The organism is Paenibacillus sp. FW101-FHT12H11 (genome assembly GCF_058790355.1).
Map to the genome: position 1 here is coordinate 71272 of NZ_JBYTCO010000014.1, position 21829 is coordinate 93100.

Annotated in this window: 15 protein-coding genes; 9 read left to right on the top strand and 6 right to left on the bottom strand. The window is 48.5% G+C overall.

Annotated features, from left to right (window positions below; translation table 11 throughout):
• The first annotated feature begins 213 nt into the window (after nucleotides 1-213).
• From uvrB to AC3WTJ_RS34610, 4 genes are all read left to right on the top strand, one after another.
• Nucleotides 214-2211, top strand: coding sequence for an excinuclease ABC subunit UvrB (gene uvrB / locus AC3WTJ_RS34595; RefSeq protein WP_492526002.1), 1998 nt, complete (start codon nucleotides 214-216; stop codon nucleotides 2209-2211).
• Nucleotides 2212-2248: 37 nt separating this feature from the next.
• On the top strand, nucleotides 2249-5131 hold the full coding sequence (uvrA, locus tag AC3WTJ_RS34600) for an excinuclease ABC subunit UvrA (RefSeq protein ID WP_492526004.1): 2883 nt from the start codon (nucleotides 2249-2251) through the stop codon (nucleotides 5129-5131).
• A 340-nt stretch (nucleotides 5132-5471) separates the two neighbouring features.
• The gene (locus tag AC3WTJ_RS34605) at nucleotides 5472-5633 is read left to right on the top strand and encodes a hypothetical protein (RefSeq protein ID WP_492526006.1); all 162 of its coding nucleotides are present in this window, start codon (nucleotides 5472-5474) and stop codon (nucleotides 5631-5633) included.
• A gap of 299 nt (nucleotides 5634-5932) precedes the next feature.
• Nucleotides 5933-6136 (top strand): DUF2759 family protein, encoded by a 204-nt coding sequence (locus AC3WTJ_RS34610; protein WP_492526008.1) that lies wholly within the window; start codon nucleotides 5933-5935, stop codon nucleotides 6134-6136.
• 112 nt (nucleotides 6137-6248) lie between these two features.
• Here AC3WTJ_RS34610 and AC3WTJ_RS34615 read toward each other — a convergent pair whose 3' ends face one another.
• The 6 genes from AC3WTJ_RS34615 to AC3WTJ_RS34640 all read right to left on the bottom strand — a co-directional run bounded on the left by AC3WTJ_RS34615 (nucleotide 6249) and on the right by AC3WTJ_RS34640 (nucleotide 14337).
• Nucleotides 6249-7217 (bottom strand): sugar phosphate isomerase/epimerase family protein, encoded by a 969-nt coding sequence (locus AC3WTJ_RS34615; protein ID WP_492526010.1) that lies wholly within the window; start codon nucleotides 7215-7217, stop codon nucleotides 6249-6251.
• 48 nt (nucleotides 7218-7265) lie between these two features.
• Nucleotides 7266-8420: an MBOAT family O-acyltransferase gene (locus AC3WTJ_RS34620; RefSeq protein ID WP_445560581.1), complete on the bottom strand. Its 1155-nt coding sequence runs from the start codon at nucleotides 8418-8420 to the stop codon at nucleotides 7266-7268.
• Between the two features lie 117 nt (nucleotides 8421-8537).
• The gene (locus AC3WTJ_RS34625) at nucleotides 8538-9437 is read right to left on the bottom strand and encodes an SGNH/GDSL hydrolase family protein (RefSeq protein WP_492526012.1); all 900 of its coding nucleotides are present in this window, start codon (nucleotides 9435-9437) and stop codon (nucleotides 8538-8540) included.
• Nucleotides 9438-9564: 127 nt separating this feature from the next.
• Complete coding sequence (locus AC3WTJ_RS34630; protein WP_492526014.1) at nucleotides 9565-10764, bottom strand: class-II aminoacyl-tRNA synthetase family protein; 1200 nt, start codon at nucleotides 10762-10764, stop codon at nucleotides 9565-9567.
• Nucleotides 10765-10771: 7 nt separating this feature from the next.
• Nucleotides 10772-11029 carry an acyl carrier protein gene (locus AC3WTJ_RS34635; RefSeq protein ID WP_127453260.1) on the bottom strand — a complete coding sequence of 86 codons (258 nt, stop codon included), beginning with the start codon at nucleotides 11027-11029 and terminating at the stop codon, nucleotides 10772-10774.
• A 77-nt stretch (nucleotides 11030-11106) separates the two neighbouring features.
• Complete coding sequence (locus tag AC3WTJ_RS34640) at nucleotides 11107-14337, bottom strand: FG-GAP repeat domain-containing protein (protein WP_492526016.1); 3231 nt, start codon at nucleotides 14335-14337, stop codon at nucleotides 11107-11109.
• A 247-nt stretch (nucleotides 14338-14584) separates the two neighbouring features.
• Between AC3WTJ_RS34640 and AC3WTJ_RS34645 the strand changes: the two genes are divergently transcribed.
• The 5 genes from AC3WTJ_RS34645 to AC3WTJ_RS34665 all read left to right on the top strand — a co-directional run bounded on the left by AC3WTJ_RS34645 (nucleotide 14585) and on the right by AC3WTJ_RS34665 (nucleotide 21729).
• Nucleotides 14585-17128: a U32 family peptidase gene (locus AC3WTJ_RS34645; RefSeq protein ID WP_492526018.1), complete on the top strand. Its 2544-nt coding sequence runs from the start codon at nucleotides 14585-14587 to the stop codon at nucleotides 17126-17128.
• 534 nt (nucleotides 17129-17662) lie between these two features.
• The gene (locus AC3WTJ_RS34650; RefSeq protein WP_492526037.1) at nucleotides 17663-18697 is read left to right on the top strand and encodes an ABC transporter ATP-binding protein; all 1035 of its coding nucleotides are present in this window, start codon (nucleotides 17663-17665) and stop codon (nucleotides 18695-18697) included.
• A complete protein-coding gene (locus AC3WTJ_RS34655) occupies nucleotides 18690-19406 on the top strand; it encodes an ABC transporter permease subunit (protein ID WP_127453255.1) in 717 nt (238 codons plus the stop codon). Before AC3WTJ_RS34650 ends, AC3WTJ_RS34655 begins: the two co-directional genes overlap by 8 nt.
• Before the next feature lie 5 nt (nucleotides 19407-19411).
• Nucleotides 19412-20800 carry a GldG family protein gene (locus AC3WTJ_RS34660; protein WP_407870165.1) on the top strand — a complete coding sequence of 463 codons (1389 nt, stop codon included), beginning with the start codon at nucleotides 19412-19414 and terminating at the stop codon, nucleotides 20798-20800.
• Nucleotides 20797-21729: a DUF4340 domain-containing protein gene (locus AC3WTJ_RS34665; protein WP_492526021.1), complete on the top strand. Its 933-nt coding sequence runs from the start codon at nucleotides 20797-20799 to the stop codon at nucleotides 21727-21729. Before AC3WTJ_RS34660 ends, AC3WTJ_RS34665 begins: the two co-directional genes overlap by 4 nt.
• Nucleotides 21730-21829 lie beyond the last annotated feature (100 nt).

A 21829-nucleotide genomic window follows, 5' to 3' on the forward strand; every position in this document is an offset into this window, starting at 1 on the left:
GAAGGATTCAGGCCGTAACAGATATTGCCGTTTGCATCAAAGATTTAAAAAGAGTATAATGGAAAAACCAGAACAAACATTCTTATGATGGGTGTCAAATGTTACCATCATATATGTACGACAGGTTCCATAAACTTCTTTATCGGAAATTACAAAAAGAAAATGAATAGGATAAAAGTTCGATTTATTACCAATAAGTGTAGGTGATTATTGATGAGTGAACTTGTTAAGAGCTCTAAGAAATTTGAGCTTGTTTCTGATTTTGCTCCACAAGGCGATCAGCCCCAAGCCATTGAAGAAATCGTTCGAAGCATTCAAGATGGCAATAGACATCAGACGCTCTTAGGAGCTACAGGAACAGGGAAAACGTTCACGGCTGCGCAAGTGATTGCGAAGTTGAACCGCCCTACCTTGATTATTGCGCATAATAAAACATTGGCCGCACAGCTGTGCAGCGAATTTAAAGAATTTTTCCCCCACAACGCCGTCTCCTATTTCGTTAGTTACTATGATTACTACCAGCCTGAAGCCTACATTGCCTCCTCCGACACCTACATCGAGAAAGATTCCAGCATCAATGAAGAGATCGACAAACTTCGCCATTCAGCGACCAGCTCCTTATTTGAGCGTCGTGACGTTATTATCGTTGCGAGTGTGTCGTGTATTTACGGCTTGGGTTCGCCGATGGAATATGGCAATTTGCTGCTTTCTTTACGCGTAGGGATGGAGAAATCACGCAATGAGATTTTGCACAGGCTTGTGGACATTCAATATCAGCGCAATGATTTGAACTTTGTACGCGGGACATTTCGTGTACGCGGGGATGTTGTTGAGATTTTCCCGGCATCGCATGGTGAACAGGCGGTTAGGGTTGAATTGTTCGGTGACGAAATTGAGCGGATCACGGAGATTAATGTACTGACAGGCGAGATTGTCGGTGAGCGTGATCATATCGCGATTTTCCCGGCTTCTCACTTTGTGACGCACGAAGATACCATGAAGCGCGCGCTTGTGAATATAGAGCGAGAGTTGGAAGAACGTCTTGCGGAGCTGAAAGAGCAGGGGAAACTGCTTGAAGCGCAGCGATTGGAACAGCGAACGCGCTATGATATGGAAATGATGCAGGAGATGGGCTTTTGCTCCGGAATTGAGAATTATTCAGGGCCGCTGACATTCCGTGAGCGCGGGGCAACGCCTTATACGCTGATTGATTACTTCCCGGATGACATGTTATTCATGGTTGATGAGTCTCATGTGACGTTGCCGCAAATTCGCGCTATGTATAACGGAGACAGAGCTAGAAAAGAAGTGCTGGTTGATCACGGCTTCCGCTTGCCCTCTGCACTGGATAACCGACCATTGCGATTTGAGGAATTTGAGGAGAAAGTTAATCAGATTTTATATATATCTGCAACACCAGGACCCTATGAGTTAGAGCATTGCCCTCATATGACACAGCAGATTATTCGTCCTACGGGCTTATTGGATCCTATTATTGAAGTGAGACCGACCAAAGGGCAAATCGATGATTTGATTGCCGAAATTCATGATCGGATTCGGAAAGACGAGCGGGTGCTCGTTACGACGTTAACGAAGAAGATGTCTGAGGATTTGACGGATTACTTCAAAGAAATCGGCATTAAAGTTCGTTATTTGCACTCGGATATCAAGACGTTTGAGCGGATGCAAATCTTACGTGATTTACGCTTGGGTACCTTCCATGTATTAATTGGGATTAACTTGCTCAGGGAAGGGCTTGATTTGCCAGAGGTATCCCTTGTCGCCATTCTGGATGCGGACAAAGAGGGATTCCTGCGTTCTGAACGCTCCATGATTCAAACCATTGGACGCGCAGCGCGTAATTCCGATGGTAGGGTTATCATGTATGGAGATAAAATTACGGACTCTATGGAGAAAGCCATACGTGAGACGAGTCGCCGCCGCAGCATCCAGGAAGCTCATAATGAGAAGATGGGAATCACACCACAAACGATTGCCAAGAAAATTCGCGATGTCATTGAAGCTACGAAAGTAGCTGAACAGAAGGCGGATTACTTGACGGATGTGAAGGGCGCGAAAATGTCGAAGAAAGACCGCGCATCCTTGATCGAACGTTTGGAAGGCGAAATGAAAGAAGCAGCGAAGAATTTGCAGTTCGAACGGGCGGCACAGCTGCGTGACGCTATTATGGAAATGAAAACTGAAGCCTAAATGGGCTTCAGTTTCACATAGGAGAGGAAGGTTACCCGTGTCTAGAGATCAAATCGTCATTAAAGGAGCCAGAGCTCATAATCTAAAAAATATCGATGTCACGATTCCGCGCGATAAGTTCGTAGTTCTAACAGGCTTAAGCGGCTCGGGCAAATCGTCGTTAGCCTTTGATACGATTTATGCCGAGGGTCAGCGCAGATACGTTGAGTCATTATCTGCATATGCCAGACAATTTCTAGGCAATATGGATAAGCCGGACGTAGATTCCATTGATGGACTATCACCGGCTATTTCTATTGATCAGAAGACAACAAGCCGAAATCCGCGCTCCACAGTGGGGACCGTAACGGAGATTTATGACTACTTGCGGTTGCTATTCGCGCGTATCGGACGTCCGCATTGCCCAACACATGGCATTGAAATTACATCGCAAACCGTGGAGCAAATGGTAGACCGAGTCATGGAGTATCCGGAGCGCACCAAACTTCAGATTCTGGCTCCTCTTGTTTCAGGACGCAAAGGCGAACATACGAAACTTTTTACCGACGTTCAGAAACAAGGTTTTGTAAGGGTGCGCGTGAACGGAGAGACGATCGATCTCTCTGAGAAGATTGAGCTCGACAAGAACAAAAAGCACACAATTGATGTCGTTGTTGACCGTATTGTAATCAAAGAAGATGTACAAACGCGTCTTGCCGATTCTCTAGAAACAGCGCTTAAACTTGCGAATGGTCGAGTCATTGTCGACATTATCGATAAGGAAGAGCTGTTGTTCAGTCAGAATCTGGCATGTCCAGAATGCGGTTTTAGCGTGGAGGAATTGGCGCCAAGGATGTTCTCCTTTAACTCGCCTTTCGGTGCTTGCCCGGAATGTGACGGACTCGGCAGCCAGATGATTGTCGATCCTGATTTGTTAGTGCCTGATATGAAGCTGACGATTGAAGAAGGGGCTTTTGAAGCTTGGGCGGGCAGCACATCCAACTACTATCCGCAGTTTCTTGCGGCAGTTTGCGATCACTATTCGATTCCTCGCAATGTCCCTGTATCCGAGTTGTCGAGTGAACAAATGAAGGTCATTCTCTATGGGACAGGCGGGGAGAAGATCCGCTTCCGCTACGAGAATGATATGGGAGCGACCAAGGAAGCTCTTGTTCCATTTGAAGGCATTATCCGCAACTTGGAACGCAGATTCAAAGATACCTTCTCTGAGGGCATCAGAGAGCATATCCAAACTTATATGAGCACGAAGCCATGTCCGAAGTGTAAGGGGCAGCGTCTGAAACCAGAGACACTTGCTGTGACGATCAATGGCAAGAACATTGCTCACGCAACTTCCCTTTCCATTGGAGATGCGGAAGAATGGTTCAAAACGTTAGATCTGAACGAGAAAGAGCTTACTATCGCGAACCTGATTCTCAAAGAAATCAGGGCACGCCTTGGATTCTTGGTGAATGTCGGTCTTGACTACTTAACGATGCATCGTGCAGCGGGTACGTTGTCAGGAGGAGAAGCACAGCGGATTCGACTTGCGACGCAGATTGGCTCCAGCTTAATGGGCGTTCTTTATATTTTGGATGAGCCTAGCATTGGGCTGCATCAGCGGGATAATACGCGTCTGATTCAGACGCTTGAACATATGCGGAACCTAGGTAATACGCTGATCGTCGTTGAGCATGATGAAGATACGATGATGGCAGCGGATTACATTATCGATATCGGACCTGGTGCCGGTATTCACGGGGGGCAAGTCATTGCCCAAGGTACGCCTACAGAGCTTATGGCGGACGAGAACTCGCTTACCGGTCAATACCTTAGCGGCAAGAAGTTCATTCCGATTCCGGCGGCGCGCCGTAAACCGAATGGCAAATGGATCGAAGTCAAAGGGGCCAAAGAGAACAATTTGCGCAATGTTTCGGCTAAAGTACCATTAGGTGTGTTTACTTGCGTAACAGGCGTATCCGGCTCCGGCAAAAGTACATTAATTAACGAAATCCTATTCAAAACGCTGGCACGCGACTTGAATGGAGCGAAAGTTCGTCCTGGTGAACACAAAGAAATTATCGGGCTTGAGCATGTGGACAAGGTTATTGATATTGACCAATCTCCAATCGGTCGTACGCCTCGTTCGAATCCAGCGACCTATACAGGGGTATTTGATGACATCCGTGATGTGTACGCGAATACGAATGAAGCAAAGGTACGTGGCTACAAAAAAGGACGCTTCAGCTTTAACGTGAAGGGCGGCCGTTGTGAGGCTTGCCGCGGAGATGGCATTATCAAGATCGAGATGCATTTCTTGCCAGACGTTTACGTGCCTTGTGAAGTATGCAAAGGCAAACGATACAATCGTGAGACCATGGAAGTGAAATATAAAGGCAAAAGCATTTCGGAAGTGCTTGAGATGACGATCGAGGACGGTTGCGAGTTCTTCAAGAACTTGCCGAGGATTCATCGTAAGCTGACTACACTTCTAGATGTAGGGCTGGGATACATGACACTCGGCCAACCGGCCACGACGTTGTCCGGGGGCGAAGCCCAGCGCGTGAAGCTCGCGGCGGAGTTATACCGCCGCAGTACAGGCAAGACGATCTATATCTTGGATGAGCCTACGACAGGGCTCCACATCCACGATATCGATCGTCTGCTGAAGGTGCTTCACCGCCTCGTAGAGAGCGGTGAAACCGTACTTGTCATCGAGCATAACCTCGATGTGATCAAGACGGCGGACCACCTCATCGATCTGGGCCCTGAAGGCGGCAGCCGAGGCGGTCAGATCGTGGCTTCCGGTACGCCGGAAGATGTTGTGAAGGTGGCCGGTTCCTATACCGGCCAGTATTTGAAACCGATCCTCGAGAGGGATCGGGAACGCTCGGAGAACTATGCGAAGCGGTTGGAAGTGTTGGAAGAATCGGTCGGTTAAACCGCCGATTAGCAGCAAGGCCTCACGGATGATTATCGTGGGGCTTTTTTTGCGTGGCAGGGTAAGGGGACACCTTCCCCGATGTTGGACCATCGCCAGACTGTTAATTTATTCGACAAACGCGGCTGATCTGATCTTATTCGTCAGAATATTCATAATTCCGACTTATTTGACATGGCTTTTGTTAAGACTTAATTGGATTCGACAATTTAACCCTCTATCAAAAAATAAGTGAATAGTCCTATAATTAAGATAGTGGTTGCAACACGATTTTCCTAGCTGACTATTCAGGATCGAGAGATATAAGCTGTACAAATCTATTACTTCATGGAGGATTGCTATGAAACCGACGTTAGACATACAGGAGATTGTTTCTGCATTAGGAATAGATCCATTTCGTTTTTTAGATTGGCAGGAAAAAGAAGTAGGGCTGAAGGATCAGCCGACGACACCCATCGAGGAACATAAAGAAACGCTCTCCGCCTATGGATTAATGGCGTAGGTAGTAATTCTATACATAAAATAGTCAGCTAAGCCTGAGTGTCTTCTAGAGACGCTCGGGTTCTTTAATTTTGAATCCATAATGGGTAAACATGAGCTGTAATAAAGGGGTATAAAGAAGGGCATCATTAACCTTAAAGGTGTAATATTTTCCGCAGAAGGTGGTTAATCTAACCAAAAGGTGACAAACTTGTTACACATGCGCTTAATCACTTGCATCTAGTGTCCAATCAAGCTAACATAGAATTAAAATAGCAGGACGTGTGCCTTGCACCGAGTTATTAGAAGGAGGGTTTCACCATGTTATTCGCGGAAGAAGCAGCAGCAACAACTAGCACGTATACAAGTTTTGATATTTACGTTTTGATTTTCACAGTGATTATTGCCATTGCGGTCATCAGACAATTGATCTCACCCAAAAAAAATTATTTTGCCCTAGCATTTGCGGTAGTTTCCCTGCTCGTATTCGGCCTCATGGATTATGTCATGATCACAGGCTGGTAATTCAGAGCTAACCCATGTTTGACAAGATAAAAGCCCGTAGGACCAAGATCGAGAGATCATCGGTGCCTGCGGGCTTTTTTGATGGGCAGGAAGGGGGTAAGCGGTTAGCCGCTTATACCCACCACATTTCTCCAAGCGGTTCTTTGATAAGAACTTGTTGAAGGTTCTGAACAGCTTTGGAGAAGCCTTCTTCAACGGACATCAATCCGTCTTCGTGCTCAATGCTCACGACATAGTCGTAACCGACAAGACGTAATGCGCTGATGATGTCAGCCCATACTTTCATGTCGTGACCGTAACCAACGGAGCGGAACTGCCACGCACGATCAAGCATGTTTGCATAGGACTGCATGTCCGTAACGCCATAACGGTTTACATTGTTAACATCCATGGATGTATCTTTTGCGTGGAAATGGTGAATTGCTCCTGCGCGGCCAAGAATTTGTACGGCTTGTACAGGGTCAATTCCTTGCCACCACATGTGACTCGGGTCTAGGTTGGCACCAATGGCCTCACCTGCTGCTTCACGCAGACGGAGAAGGGTAGCCGGTGTATGTACGGAGAAGCCGCCGTGCAGTTCCAAACCGATTTTGACATTGCGATCAGAAGCATATTTCCCTGTTTCCGTCCAGTAAGGAATGACTTTATTTCCCCACTGCCAGTCAAGAATTTCTTGGAAATCGTTCGGCCATGGAGCTACCGGCCAGTTCGGATATTTGGCATCCTCGTGGTCACCAGGGCAGCCAGAGAACGTGTTAACTACAGGGACTTCAAGGCGCTCAGCAAGATCAATCGTTTGTATAATAGCATCATGGAATTCTTTCGCAATTTGTTTTTGCGGGTGAAGCGGGTTTCCGTGAACGCTCAAAGCACTAATCGTCAGACCGCGGGATTCTACCGCATGTTTAAAAGCTTTTAACTTACCAGCATCAGCAAGCAGCTCAACCGGGTTGCAATGCGCATTACCAGGGTAGCCCCCAGTTCCGATTTCGACAGCCTCTAAGCCCTTAGAAGCAACATAATCAAGAGCTTCCTCTAAAGGTTTTCCACCAAACAGAACCATAAAAACGCCTAACTTCATTAGGTACACCTCCATAAATGGTAAACAACCACACAAATTATAACACTATCATCCCGTAAAATGAAGCAAGCCTTTATAGATCCGCAGAACCGTCTCATAATTGGAGCTGTAAATAATTACGGAGAACGTCACTAAGACTTGTGTTACGAAACAGCGGAAATAGAAATAGGTTTTAGAAACTTTCTTTTTATTTACCGTTGTAATTTTGAAAATATTCTCGATCGCTAGAATGATCCCGTGATAGAGACCATAGAAGAAGTAAAGCCAGGTAAAGCCATGCCACAGGCCCATTAAGACCATAATTAAAATAGACAAGCTGGAGGCAACCCAGCGGGAAGGTACAGTACGCGAGAAGAACATGAAGATATGATCACGGAAAAAATCGCCCAGCGTAGCGTGCCAGTTGCGCCAGAATTGGGTCATGGAAGGCGAGAGCAGCGGTCGTTTGAAGTTTTCAGGCATCGTATAGCCCATTAACCGCCCAAATCCGATGGCCATATCCGAATAGCCGGAGAAATCAAAGTAAATTAGCGCATAGAACCATACAAGCAGAAATAATGACTGATGCGTGTGCAAGTCCTGCTTCAGCACTTGATCGAAGACGCTGGTCATCCAAGTGACGATGACGATCTTTTTGAACAAACCCAGAATAATGCGTTTGACACTGTCTTCGAAGAGGGCGGCGTCTACCGTGTACGGCTTTTTGCTATCGGCCATAAAATCCCGGAATTTCAAGATCGGCCCTGAAGTAAACGTTGGGACAAACAGCAGGTAATTCGCATAATCAATAGCAGGCACTTGGCCGTCTTTTCCAAAGAAATAAGCAAAATAATAAGCATCGATCACTTTCAAAACATTATAAATGAGTCCAAGGTAGATGACGGCGTCGAACAGCGGGTTGTGGAAAATGCCCATGATGAAAAGCCGGACACCTAGAAAAACGCCGATAATATTAGCGGCAAGCGCAAAGATAAAAGTAGCTTTACGCCAAACGGTCGTACGGCATAAATACACAAATCCAGCGTAGTTGATCACAGTAAAAGCAGCGTAGAAAATGAGCAGCTTTTGACTGTACAGCAGTAAAAAGCAGAGACTGAAAATAATCATCAGAATACGTTTGTTGTCGGCCCACTTGCGGGTGAGCATCAGAACGGCAACCATGCCTATCATAGCGATAATCGCGTTCATTTGCATATAAAACATAGCTTTAGAACTCCTCGCTTGGAAAGCCCGATTAGAATTTCTCGTAGATAAATAGGCCCTTACCGGTAAAATAAATGAAAACCAGATACAGCATCACGAGATAGATGAGGACTTCGGCTATTTTCCTAAGGACTTTAACCATGTGTCCACCTCCTTCGTAAATAGCGGAGCGCCTTCTTCGCGGTTTAAGTGTACGAGATCATGAAAATACTTGGGATCGTATGTATGCATCAAATCCAACACGGGTACACCGGCGGTTTTCAATTGGCCGTTTACTGCTTCCTTCAAGGAAGCTACATAAGGCGGATCGGCATAGCCCTTGTTCCAAGGCATCCAGATGACTCGCAAACGAAGCTGATTTTCCTTAGCATAGCGAATGACCCACTGCATGGCGTCCAGATTATTCTGGAAATCCTTTAAGGTCATAGCACCGAAGCGTTTGTCGTAATCGTTCCATTTCGATTGAAGGGCGGTATTGTCTTGACGGCCGGGATACAACTCTTTATCTATCCAACGCGGCTCGTAGGCTAAGCTTCCTTTACTTAAATTACGGACGAATTCTTCGCCGGAATCACGGAAGTAGTCACGGTACGTATACACATAGGGCTGATACCATGGTTTGAACCATTGGTAGGTCGGATCGGTTTCGAGGGGATCGAGCATCGTATGAACATCAATGCCAATCACTAGTTCATCACGAACCTGGTACAAGCGATCCTCGAGGATACCTTTAAGATCGGTGATCTTCCCATAGGAAAGCCCCATCTCTACCAAATGGGCATCAGATTTTTCTTCGATGTAAGCCCCTGTTACAGCTGAATTACCGAAGAAAACCGGACCCGATTGGGACCAGCTATGGTGGTAGAGCGTTTTGGTAAAGTCGTTTTTGTAGAAACGGCGCGAGCTAACCATCGGGTTCCACCAGGAGATGAGAAGGTCCGAAACGACGATTGCTAGCAGCAGGCCGAGCACGAAACTATTCTTTTTAAGAAATGTGGCTGCTTTCAACGGAATCACTCATTATCTTGGATTAGGATGGGGCCCACAGCTGACGTCCAATGATCAAAGGTCGGCGTGTGGGCCCAAATAAAAATTTGAATAGAAGAATAGGACGACTAAGTGATGAAAAGGGACAAACGGTTCCTTACAGAGCCTTTTCCTGCCAAGCGTGGTACTGCTCGCGGAAAGTAGCCGGCCACTCCTGCTCATCTAATCCGTATTGCGCCAAGAACGCAAACGCCCAGCGCTCAATACCGAAGCCTACGCAGCCTGTAACCGCGTTGCGTTTGCCCATTTTAATATTAAACGCATTCCCGAAGGTGTTGCTGTGGAAATTGACAGAAGAGCAGGCAATCGACTTCTTCACATGCGGAATCGTCAGACGCAGCTCGTATTTCATCTCTTGATTGCGTTGGAAGGATGCCTTGACTTGGAAATCATTCGTAAAGAAAGGATCATTCGCAATTTCCAACATGGAGTCTACGTTCCATTCCACCGCTAATTCTTTGAGATATTCTATCGATTTCAAGCGATTCTCTTTGACGAAGTCCGGTTTGCCGACGAAAATGATTTCGCGCATGGAGAAGTCGAGCAAACGTCCGAAGTCGCTGTGGTTTTTGGACTCGAAGCGGTGGCACTTGGCTATTGCCGTTACCACGATGCCTTCACCCTCAAGCGTCTCATTCTCTAACCCCTCATAGCAATGGTAGCAAGTGGAAGGATTCATCATGAAATTAGGCTTCACCATGTTAGGATCAAGCTCTAACGGCTCATCTTGCTTCCAACCGCCAGCATCGCGAATGGATTGCGAGAACGATTCAATCACGTCCAAATCCTCGCGTAAATGCGTAACGAAGTGAATATGCTCCGGAAATGATGTGAAATGGTTTGTTTTGTTCAAAGTGTGACTATGAATAACCGCAGGATACTGCTCTTCCTGCATGCCCTCAAAGCGTTTAGCAATTTTCGTCACGAACGAATAATCCAGGAAGCGCATCAAGCTGGAGAAAGGCTCACGGAAAATAAATAGTCCGGGTTCCAGAATTTTAATGGCTTTGCGCTCTACTAATTCAGCGATAATATCGCCTTCATAAGGAGTGTCTACTTTATTTTCGAATAAAATATTTTCTTTGAACCCGAAATCGCCATGGGAGAAACGTTCGATCAGGCGTCCGACTCGCTCCGTAATTCCTTCGTTGCCATTCGGCGAGTTGTGCGTGATGATGATGTGGCCATCAATAAGCGCGATATCCTGTATATGCTCATCAGCAAAGGCGGAAGCATACTTGACTTGTCCGTGCTGGCTTTCGGCTAAGCCTTCTAGAGAAATTTTACATGTCAACATGAGTGGGTTACCTCGCAGTCTTCTTGGAAATAAAATCGGCAATTTCGCTTACCGTGTTCATGGAGTACAACATGAGATCTTGATTCGTCACTTGGATGCCATAAGTCTTCTCAATGTGGGCGATCAGTGCCGTAGCACCGATGGAATCGATAAACCCATAATCGAACAAGTGAACATCAACGCCAAAATCGTCATCGTCCTCGGCAATTTCATAACGCTCGCGAATATGCTGCTCAAGCTGCGTAAGTAAGTCTTCATTAGACATGATGGAAAGCCTCCTGGTTAATTGAAATTTAATGTTATTTTTTAAAAAGTAGATAGTAGTTCAGCGTAAGTGCATTGTCACTTTGCTTTGCTTGTGAACGAAAGCGTAGTTACATCTCCGTATCGGGTAATCGTGTAAAGATGGTTTGCTGCGTCATACTCGATTTTGGCATCGCCAGTGAATGAAAGCTCTGTAGGACTGAATAGTTTCACCTGCTGCAACCCAGCTGCCTTGAGCTCTAAATTGCGTGTAGATCCTTGCTCTGTCAGCGAAAAAGGCACGTTAGCACGCACAATATGCAGCCGTTCTTTGGCCGGCGCAATACCGATGGCGGATGGCCCAGCCAATCCTACATAGAAACGGTTGTCAATTGTCGTATAAGTATTTGAATCACTTTGCAGGGAGTACAAGGCTAGTTTCTCGCCTTTTTCTATGACCACTCCTAGTGTTCCCGCATACTCTTCAGCTAAGCTAGGGACTGCCTTCGCGTTCGGTGTCAGAGTCGCATGGAAGTGCGGGCTGCCACCCGCTAAACGATCCTTGAGCCTGTCCCATAAATAGAAGGCCCATGACTGGCTGATCCGAACTTCGCTTTTCATCGCGTTTAAGAAGGATTTGGCCATTTGTTTCTCGGTCATGAAATTATAATCATGCTTCGTGCGAAGCTTGTTAAAATAGTCGGCGAACTGCGTCAAATCGGCGATTTTGGCCGGTTCGGGAAAATGGTACTCGATGTGCTCGAAATAATCAATCGGCATGTCCAGCTTGACCATCGATTCGAATACATCCGTCGTGGCATAGTCGCCTGTGCGCAGCACCGGTGTCGGTGTATGTATCAGCATGGTACGGTCCGTGCTGCCTAGTCTGTCTTGCAGTAAGAACGGCAGCGACCATATCGATTCAGGCCGGGAAATAACGGGCGATTCGGAAGGCAGGAAGCCAAAATTATACCACATTCCGTCCTGTTCCTCGCTTCGCAGTGTTTGCTGATGATCTTCATTATTTATGCGCCATGTGTGCTGATTCGTGCCGGGATGCAGCCAAGGAATGCCTAGCTTGGCGAAGGCTTGTTTATGAAGGGCAAGCTCATCTTGCTCCTGTTCAGCACTTTTGAAATTGTGCACAAAAATGTGCGGATCTAAGTCTAGATGGTTATCACGGGCATATTGAATGAATTCCTTCAGTTCTACTTGATAAGGGAACTGCGGATTATCAATTGCCACTGGGGATCCGAATTCGATGCCTCCGACGATGAGATCGTCTTTGCCGTCGTGATTGAGATCCAGCCATAGCGGAACGGAGTTATGTCCGGCAACCAATGCCCGATTGCCGACCTGGTTTAAGGTTGTGCCTTCCAGGGGACCCGTATTCGTCCAAGCGCCAGAGGCGCTTTGGAGATATACTTGCAGGTCCCCGTCGCTGCTGCCGACCAAGAGATCGAGTCGGCCATCGCCGTTCATGTCGCGTGCGGCCGGCGCAGCGTACGCGGCTTTGTTAGGCAGCGTGAGAATCTCGCTGCCGGCCTCTAAAGTGAGGGCCGCTGCGCTGCGGCCCTTATAGAGCCATACTCGCCCATCGGCTCCGCCTAGGACGAGGTCGAGCTTGCCGTCGCCGTCGATATCGGCGACGTATGGCGCTGCAGCCCCTCCGGGGAGCTGCAGCGCTTTCCCGCCCGCGCGCACGGCCGCGGGCTTCGCAAACCTGCCGCCAGCGAGCTGCGGCAGCTCATACACGGCCCCGGACTCGTCGGAGACGACGAGGTCCGGGCGGCCGTCCCCGTTCACGTCTGCCGCGTGAACGGCACTGTAAGGGCTGAGCTGGAGCGGCATGCCGGACTCCAGCAGCAGCTTCGCAGGCGCGCCGAACGTGTCCGGCAGCGCCATTCCGGCAGGCGGCGGCTCGCTCGCGTACGCCGCCGGATCAGGCCCTTGATTCGTGTAGACGTACACGAATCCGTCCGCGCTGCCGGCCAGCACGTCGGTGCGGCCGTCGCCGTTCAGATCCGCGGCGGCCGGGTACGCGCGGTAGGGCAGTTCGATCGCGCTCGCCAGATCGCGATACTGCGGGAACAGCGCCTGCCGAAGCGGCTTGCCGGCTGACATCACGTGCAGGCCGCTTGCGTAGCCTGAGCCGGGCAATTCCCCGACGAATGTCGGCTGCGCATTCGTTCCGGTGTTGAGCTGCACCGTTAAGCTCTCGCGCCACTGCCCCCAATAGAACGCGTTACGCACCAGGGTGAACGAGGGAATCTCGTTATACTTTTTGAGCTCCTCTGCCCAGGCGATGCCATCTTTGTGTTGGATGGCCGGCATCGCCTCAAAGTGATTCTGAAAAGCCATGGCAGGTCTGCCATAAGGACCGAGCACTTTGCGAACGCTGTAACCTAGCGTCTCTTTGGCTACATACGACAACAACTCACTGCGATACTGCATGTTGGCCGCTGCGAAATCAAAATTGAAATAGGGATCAATCGGTAAAGCTCTTTTATTGAAGTAGGTCGTCCCCGGCGTAGATTTGCCTGTGGCTTGATATTTGGCTGCCAGTTGAGCGAAGCCCAGGTTCAGGTCAGCGCCGCTTTGCATGTCGTATCCGGTTGGAAAGTAGCGGTTAGGCAAGAAGTTGCTAGAGATCAGCACGGTGCCTTTCCCTATACGATTCTCCATGGCTAGCGAAACAGCTTTACCGGACACATTCATGGCGACAAGGGTCTGTCCTGACGACGGAACAAAGCCGTACCCCATATGAAAACCCGGAAGGTCCTCCATCGTATGATGCTTGAGGTAGCTGTCGCTAAACAATTGAAAGGTTGTCTGCACGCCTTGTAAATTCATAGAAACCTTGGGGTAGCTAAGGCTCGGCGTATTTGCAGCCAATTGAGGCGCTCCTAAACCTGTAAGCGAAACCTTCTGCAAGTTAACAAGCTCTGATGCCCCAAGGAAATCAAGCGGCAGTCGGGGGGCAAATCCATTTTCGACTAGCAAATGCCCGCCTTGCTTCACATAGCTTATGAGCTTTGTTGTCTGCTCCGTCCATGCGGGATCTTCGGCTAGCGCCGGGTCCAGATAGATAGCATCGTATGTCTTCAGCTTTCTAGCGGATAGGGCTGCTAGCTTCTGCTTATCTACGGAAATGCCAGCCTGCAAGCTCTGCGAAAAGTTGCCATAAGCCGCCGTATCATACGAATCTCCACTAGTTGCGTAGAGAAGCTTGGTTTCCTCTATTTTTGGCAAAAATAGAAGTAGGCCCACTACCAATAGGAAACCGAGGGCTAGTCCGATAACAATTTTTAAAATGCGTATTTTCGACAAAACCAAAAGGATCCCTCGATTACTAAAATGGTCACTATCCTTGACATTATAGCATTCATGGGTAAGTTTGTTAACTTTTAAAGGGTTACCCGGCATGCAGGTAAGGTTTGGGAATTTGCGGAGGTTGTCGGATCATGACTGGGTTTGGAAATGGTTGTGCCCTAGATTCCTACCTATCGTTTCTGTTACACTAAAGAGAAGACTAAGAGGGTCGCTTGAGGATCTATTATTGAAAGGATTTGCTGCCATGCGTACGATACGCAGAGAAGATATAGAATTATTGGCCCCTGCGGGGGATTGGGATTGTTTGAGAGCGGCTGTTGCCAATGGGGCGGATGCCGTGTTTTTTGGTGTGGAGAAATTTAATGCTAGAGCGCGCGCGCACAATTTCACGATGGCCGAGCTGCCGGATATTATGTCTTTCCTCCATCTATACGGCGTTAAGGGTTTTCTGACTTTTAACATTCTAGTATTTGAGGAAGAACTGAGCGAAGCAAAGCAGTTGATTGAAGCTTGTGTCGATGCTGGCGTGGATGCGGTCATTGTGCAAGATCTTGGTCTTGTGAAAATGATTCGTGAAATCTCTCCGGATTTCCCTATTCACGGTTCCACGCAGATGACGATTACATCGCCTGAAGCTGTTGAATTTACGAAACCTTTTGATATTGAACGGGTCGTTCTGGGACGCGAAAATAATTTGAAGCAGATTAAACAAATCGGGGACCAAGCGAAGCTTCCGATGGAAGTGTTTGTGCATGGCGCGCTTTGCGTGTCCTATTCGGGCCAGTGTCTGACCTCTGAAATGTGGGGCGGCCGTTCGGCTAACCGTGGAGAGTGCGCACAAGCCTGCCGCTTGCCTTATGATTTGATGATTGATGGTGTGCAAAAGCCGATGGGCGACGTGGCGTATTTGCTGTCGCCAAAAGATTTGGCGGCTATTGAAATTGTGCCTGAGTTGATCGAAGCGGGCGTGTGCTCCTTCAAAATTGAAGGGCGTTTGAAAACCCCTGAATACGTGGCTAACGTCGTGAGCAAGTACCGCAGCGCGATTGATCGTTATTTTGAAGGCAAAGATGCTCGTCCTTCGAAAGAGGAAGTTCGCGAGCTGCAACAAAGCTTCTCTCGTGGTTTTACTGTTGGTTTCTTGAATGGAACCAACAATAAACAGCTCGTCGACGGTACGTTTCCGAAGAGCCGCGGGGTATTCGTTGGCCGCGTGAAGCAGATTTTGCGCGACGGTGTGGTTTGTGAGCTTGAAGCTCCGATCAAGCGCGGAGACGGGATTGTATTCGACGCCGGAGATCCGACGAAGAAGGAAGAAGGCGGCCGTATCTACGATTTGCGCCGCAAAGGCGAGAAAATCGAAGGCGAAGCTGAGGGCGGCATTATTGAAATCATTGCGGGACGCAATGATGTGGATCTGAGCCGCTTGCATGTGGGGGATCGGATCTGGAAGACGAACGATCCGCATTTGGACAAACGTCTGCGCCAGACGTTCGAGACCGATAAGCCTTACCGGACGTTCCCGGTTAGCATCAAGATTACCGGCGCTGAAGGCGAGCCGCTCAAAAGCTGGTGGACCGATGTGCAAGGGGGCCATACCGTCTTCGTACAATCCGAACTTCCGCTTGTTCGTGCAGAGAAAAGACCGATGGATGAGCAGCTGTTCGCTGATCAGTTTGGCCGTCTTGGCGGTACGATCTATGCGCTTAGCGATCTCGATGTTCAGTTGAACGGTGAACTCATCGTGCCGATGCGCGAGCTTAATGCTATGCGCCGCAGCGCGGTAGAACTTATGGAAGACGAGCGTCAGAAGCCGCGTGCGTACATGAAGCGTGAGATCGGCGTTTATGACGACGTGCCTCATCCGGCTGTTGAGCGACAAGCCGCTGGGCAGGCGCCTGCGTTGTCGTTGGCGGATCGCAGCGGGGTACACCTTACAGCACTTTGCCGTAATCTGGATCAAGTGAAGGCCGTGCTTGAAAAAGACGACGTTCAAATGATTTACGCTGATTTCGAATTTATTAAGCAGTTCCCTGCGGCTGTTGAAGCTGTGCATGCGGCCGGGCGCAAGATTGCCTTGGCGACGCCAAGAATTCATATGCCTGGGGAAACGGGCTATTTTAACAATATCTTGAAGTTGAATCCTGATGCTGTGCTGATTCGGAATACAGGTGCCGCTTACTTCTTCTTGAAGCATCAGCTGGAGCATCCGAATGGGCCTAAGCCGCAGCTTATCGGCGATTTCTCCTTGAATATAGCTAACCACAAAACAGCTTCGTTATTCTTGGATGCAGGTTTGTCGAAGGTTACGCCGTCTTACGACTTAAACATTCAGCAGATGGTTGATCTGCTTGGCCGCGCTGAAACTTCCAAGCTGGAAGTCGTCATCCATCAACATATGCCGATGTTCCATACGGAGCACTGCGTGTACTGCACGTTCTTGAGCGAAGGCACAGACTTCACGAACTGTGGTCGTCCATGTGAAGATCACCATGTGTCCTTGCAGGACCGGGTCGGGATGTCGCATCCCGTTCGCGTCGATGAAGGCTGCCGCAACACGGTTTATAATGCAGTGGATCAATCTGGCGCTGAATATCTGAACCATTTCATGGATTTGGGCATTCGCTCTTTCCGCGTAGAGTTCCTTGAAGAGACGCCGGACAAGGTACATGAGATTCTAAGCTTGTACCGCCGTGCGATTAACGGTGAAATCAGCGGAACGCAAGTGTGGCGTTCACTGAAAGCTACTAATCAGTTGGGCGTAACTCGCGGTCAATTGGTGAAATAAATTGTCGCATAGTAGATCATAAACGCTTGCCGTTTATGGTCTATTTTTTATTTACCCCCGCCTACCTCCCACGTTGTGTTAGGGGGACTACAGGGCGCTATTTCTGTGAAATCGGCCCCTATATGCGCCGAAGGGGAACTGGGGTCCCTTATTTCTATGATTTTGTTGATTCTTCGACAGAATCTATAGAAATAAGGCCCTCTAGTTCCCCGAAAAGCTCTGGAATAACCCCGAGAACACAAATAGTGCCCTTAGGTTCCGCTATTTCGGCATTTCCACTTGTAACGGGTCTCTTGCGGAAACGAGGTCCTGTAGTTCCCTAGGTACACCCACGACACAGAAGTATTTCATTCTCCGTGTTTAACTTAACTTTTGCTGGTTTAGACTGAAATTAAGGCACAAACAACATACTTTGTTCACAATTCAGACACAACTTTTTAATGTATTTTTCAGATTTGCTTAAGGTTGGTTTATTGTTCCACGCGTATAGTGATGATGGTTACTATGAACGAAAGAATGAATGGGGGATCTTGGATGCTTGAGGTCAAACAAGTCAGCAAGCTGTACGAAAATGATCGCGGCGTACACAACATCGACTTCTCGATGCAGCGCGGCGAAATCGTCGGCTTTTTAGGGCCTAACGGTGCTGGCAAAACAACGACAATGCGCATGATCACGGGTTACTTGAATCCGACGCACGGCCAAATCCTGGTGGACGGCCACTCCATGGCGGACAATCCGAAGAAAGCGCGCCGCAAAATCGGCTACTTGCCGGAAACGCCGCCGCTTTATCCGGAAATGACGGTGCAATCGTACCTGCGCTTTATCGCGAATCTTCGTGATGTGCCGGCACGAGAGCAGAAGCTTCGCGTCGGCGAAGCGATCGACAAGCTCGGTCTGCAAGGCCGCGAGAAGCAGATTATTCGCTCGCTGTCCAAAGGTTACAAACAGCGCTTGGGCCTCGCGCAAGCGATTCTGCACCAACCGGATCTGCTAATTCTGGACGAGCCTACGTCAGGCCTCGATCCGAAGCAGATCATCGAAATCCGCCAGCTGATTCATGAGCTGGGAGAGAACCACACGGTGCTGCTGAGCACGCACATTTTGCCTGAAATTAACGCGATTTGTAACCGCGTTCTCATTATTAACCAAGGCCGCGTCGTACTCGACGAGCGTCCTGAGCACCTCGGCCGCACGATGGGCGAGACGTTTGAAGTGTCGCTCGAGGTCAAGGGACCTCGCGAGCGGATTCTGACCGAGCTTCGCAGCTTGGACACGGTCGCTGACGTGAAGGAGCTTGATGCTCCAGCTCCGGTAGAAGAAACATCCGCAGAGCCTGCGGCTGAAGAAGCTCCGGCCGCCAAGGAGTCCGTGAAGCTGCTCGTCACTTCGGCGGATCGCTCCGACATCCGGGAGGATCTATTCTTCCGCCTGGCCGGCGCAGGATACCCGATCCTCGAGATGAAGCGCGAAAGCCTCAGCCTGGAGGATATCTTCCTCAAGCTGACGACGGACGAGCCTGCAGAAGCGGATAGCAAATCGGAAGAGGAGGAAGACAACGATGCGTAAAATCTGGGCGATCTGCTCGAAAGAGCTGCAAATGTATTTCTTTTCGCCAGTTGCATATGTAGCCTTCGCTTTCTATGTGCTGCTGTCCAGTTTCTTCTTCTACATCAATTTTGTAAGCGGTCAGCCGCCGATTGTTGATGCGCGTTCCGTGGTAGGCAACACTTCGTTTATCTATCTGTTTATCATCCCGTTATTGACGATGCGTCTGATCGCGGATGAATTCCGTCAAGGCACGGATGAGCTGCTGCTTACATCGCCTGCAGGCATCGGTGAAATTGTGATGGGCAAATATTTGTCCGCTTTCATCGTTCAGGTGGGACTGGTGGCAATTTCCTTGATTTATCCGCTTATCATGTCCGCTTTCGGAGAGATGGATAAGCCGGTTCTATGGCTGTCCTATCTAAGCATGTTCCTGATAGGGTGCGCGATGATGGCTATCGGTTTGTTCGCGTCGAGCCTGTCTAACAACCAGATGGTTGCGGGTATTACCGGTTTTGTGATTTTGCTGCTGCTGTGGCTGCTTGATTGGGTGAGCTCCAGCATGACAGGCAAACTGAAAGATTATGTCGGTCAATTCTCATTGACGAGCCATTTGACGAACCTGCAAAAAGGCGTTCTGCATGGCGGAGACATCCTCTTTTATGTCACATTAACAGCGGTATTTCTCGTTCTAAGCATACAAGTCCTTGAAAGAAAGCGTTGGAGGTGAGCGGGATGAACAAGTGGATACGGGGAACGAATGCGACAGTTTTATCCATCGCGGTGATCGGTATTTTCATCATTCTGACCATTTTCCTTCACTCGCTGAAAGGCTTTCAGGTCGATTTGACGAAAAACAAAAATTTCACGCTTTCGGAGCAAACAGTCAACACGCTTAAAAATCTAAATCAAGATATTCATGTCATTGCTTTTACAAATAGCGGCGACAACAATGAATTCGTAACACGTCAGGTTACGGATATGATCCAGGAGTACAAGAAGCAAAGCAGCAAAATCACGTATGACGAATACGATATGCTGAAACAGCCTTCTATGGCTAAGCAATATGGCGTCGATCAAGGCGGCACGCTCGTTTTTGAAATGGGTACCAAGAAACAGAACGTGAATTTCTACGAGTTGTTCGTGGGTCAGCAGGACGGATCTTACACGTTTTCCGGGGAAGAGAAGTTCACGCAAGCGATTACGAGCTTAACATCTACGGAGAAACACACGGTGTACATGCTTTCGGGTCATCAAGAGTATCCGCTGACGGCGATGTCGATCTTGAGAAGCAGTCTGGAAGCCGCCAATTATACGGTGAAGGATCTCAATCTGTATGTTGAGGGTAAAATACCTGACGACGCGCAGATGCTTATGCTGCTAGGCCCGCAAAACGATTTGAACGACAAAGAAGCTGATCTGATTAAGGCTTATTTGAAGGATAAAGGTAAAATCTACATGGCGCTGGGCTTTGATAAAGATATGGCGACCAAGTGGAAAAATATTGATGCCATCATGAAAACGTATGGTATCCAGGATCAGCACGCAATTGCGATTGAACCAAAACAAACGTCGCTTTACGATCCATTAACGATCATTCCGGACTACGGTCCCCATGACATTACCAACAAGCTTTCCAGCAATAATCTCGTTACGATGCTGTCGCTGGCAGTGAGCTTGAATGCAGATGAAAGTGCGCCGGATTACACGCAATCGCTGCTATTGAAAACGACTGACAAAGCATACGGTGAAACCGACATTAACCTGTTGGCACAATCCAAAACCAAACAAGACGCGACGGATGTCAAAGGCCCGCTGAACTTGGGTTATGCGATTTCGAACAAAGATAATAAGCCTAAGGCTGTTATTCTTGGTGGTTCGACGTTTGTATTGGATCAAGATATTCAGAACCAAGGGAATAAAGATTTTGCAATGAACAGTATCGGTTGGCTGCAGGAGCAGAAGGATCAAATTACGATTCGTCCGCGTCAAGGAGATGCCTTCCAGCAAGCGATGATTACGCCTAGCCAGGCGAATACGATTTTCTTAGTCACGATCGTGTTCTTACCGCTCTTGTTCTTAGTCATCGGCGGCTTGATCTGGTGGAGGAGGAGAAGAGGATGAAACGGTTTATTCCTACGATTCTGTTAGTGGTTATTTGTATCGGCGGTTTCTGGTACGCATCGAGCAAAGACTTCTTTCAAGAGAAAAAAGAAGAACCGAAAACCCTTCTCACGCTAAAACAGGAAGACGTGCAGTCCCTTGCGGTGAAAACCGAAGAGCAGCAGATTGATTTGAACCGTACGGACAGCGGCTGGGAAATGAAAACGCCGGCTGCGGCGCCAATGAATACGAATCAGGTTGATTCGTGGCTGGATGCTATCGGTTTAGTGACTTCTACCAAAGTGGTGGAAGAACAAGCGAGCAACTTAGCCAATTATGGCTTAGATAAGCCTGTTGGCACTTATGAAGTTACGATGAAAGATGGCTCTAAAAAGGGGCTTCTGGTCGGAACTGCTCTTCCAATCGAAGGTTTCTCCTACGTTCAAGTGGAAGGTTCTCCGGTTGTTTACCAAGTCAGTGATCAATCTTTGTCTTCGCTGAACAAGGCTCCGGTTGACTTTGCCGAAACAAGCCCGTTCAAGATCGAGAATGACAAGGTTCAATCGGTGAAGGTCACGTGGAAGGGTCAGACCTGGTCACTTGCCAAAACCGACAAGGACAAAGTGGCTGCTGAGGCAAACTGGAAGCTTGGCGATAAGGAGCTGAAAGGCGCGGATGCGAGTCCATTACTGGATGAGCTGGTCTTTCTGCATAGCGCGGAGCTGCCACAGCCGCTTGCTCAGAAGCCGACGGCAGGCGGCGAGCTCAAAATTGAGCTTGGTTTGTCTGTAGACGGCAAAGATGTTACCGAGGTTTACGAAGGTCAAGTAAGCCAAGACCAAGTCTGGCTAGCTAAGCAGGGCGGGACGTGGTCCTTCCAAATTGCGGCGGCAGACATACAGAAATTAGCGGATGCTTATGCCGGTAAGCCGGCGCAGCCTGCTTCATAGAAAGAAAGCCCTGACAGCTACATGCTGTTCGGGGCTTTTTTCATTCGACGATTTTCTCAGGATTTTTTTACCAAACGACATAAAACGGGAATTTTTGGGA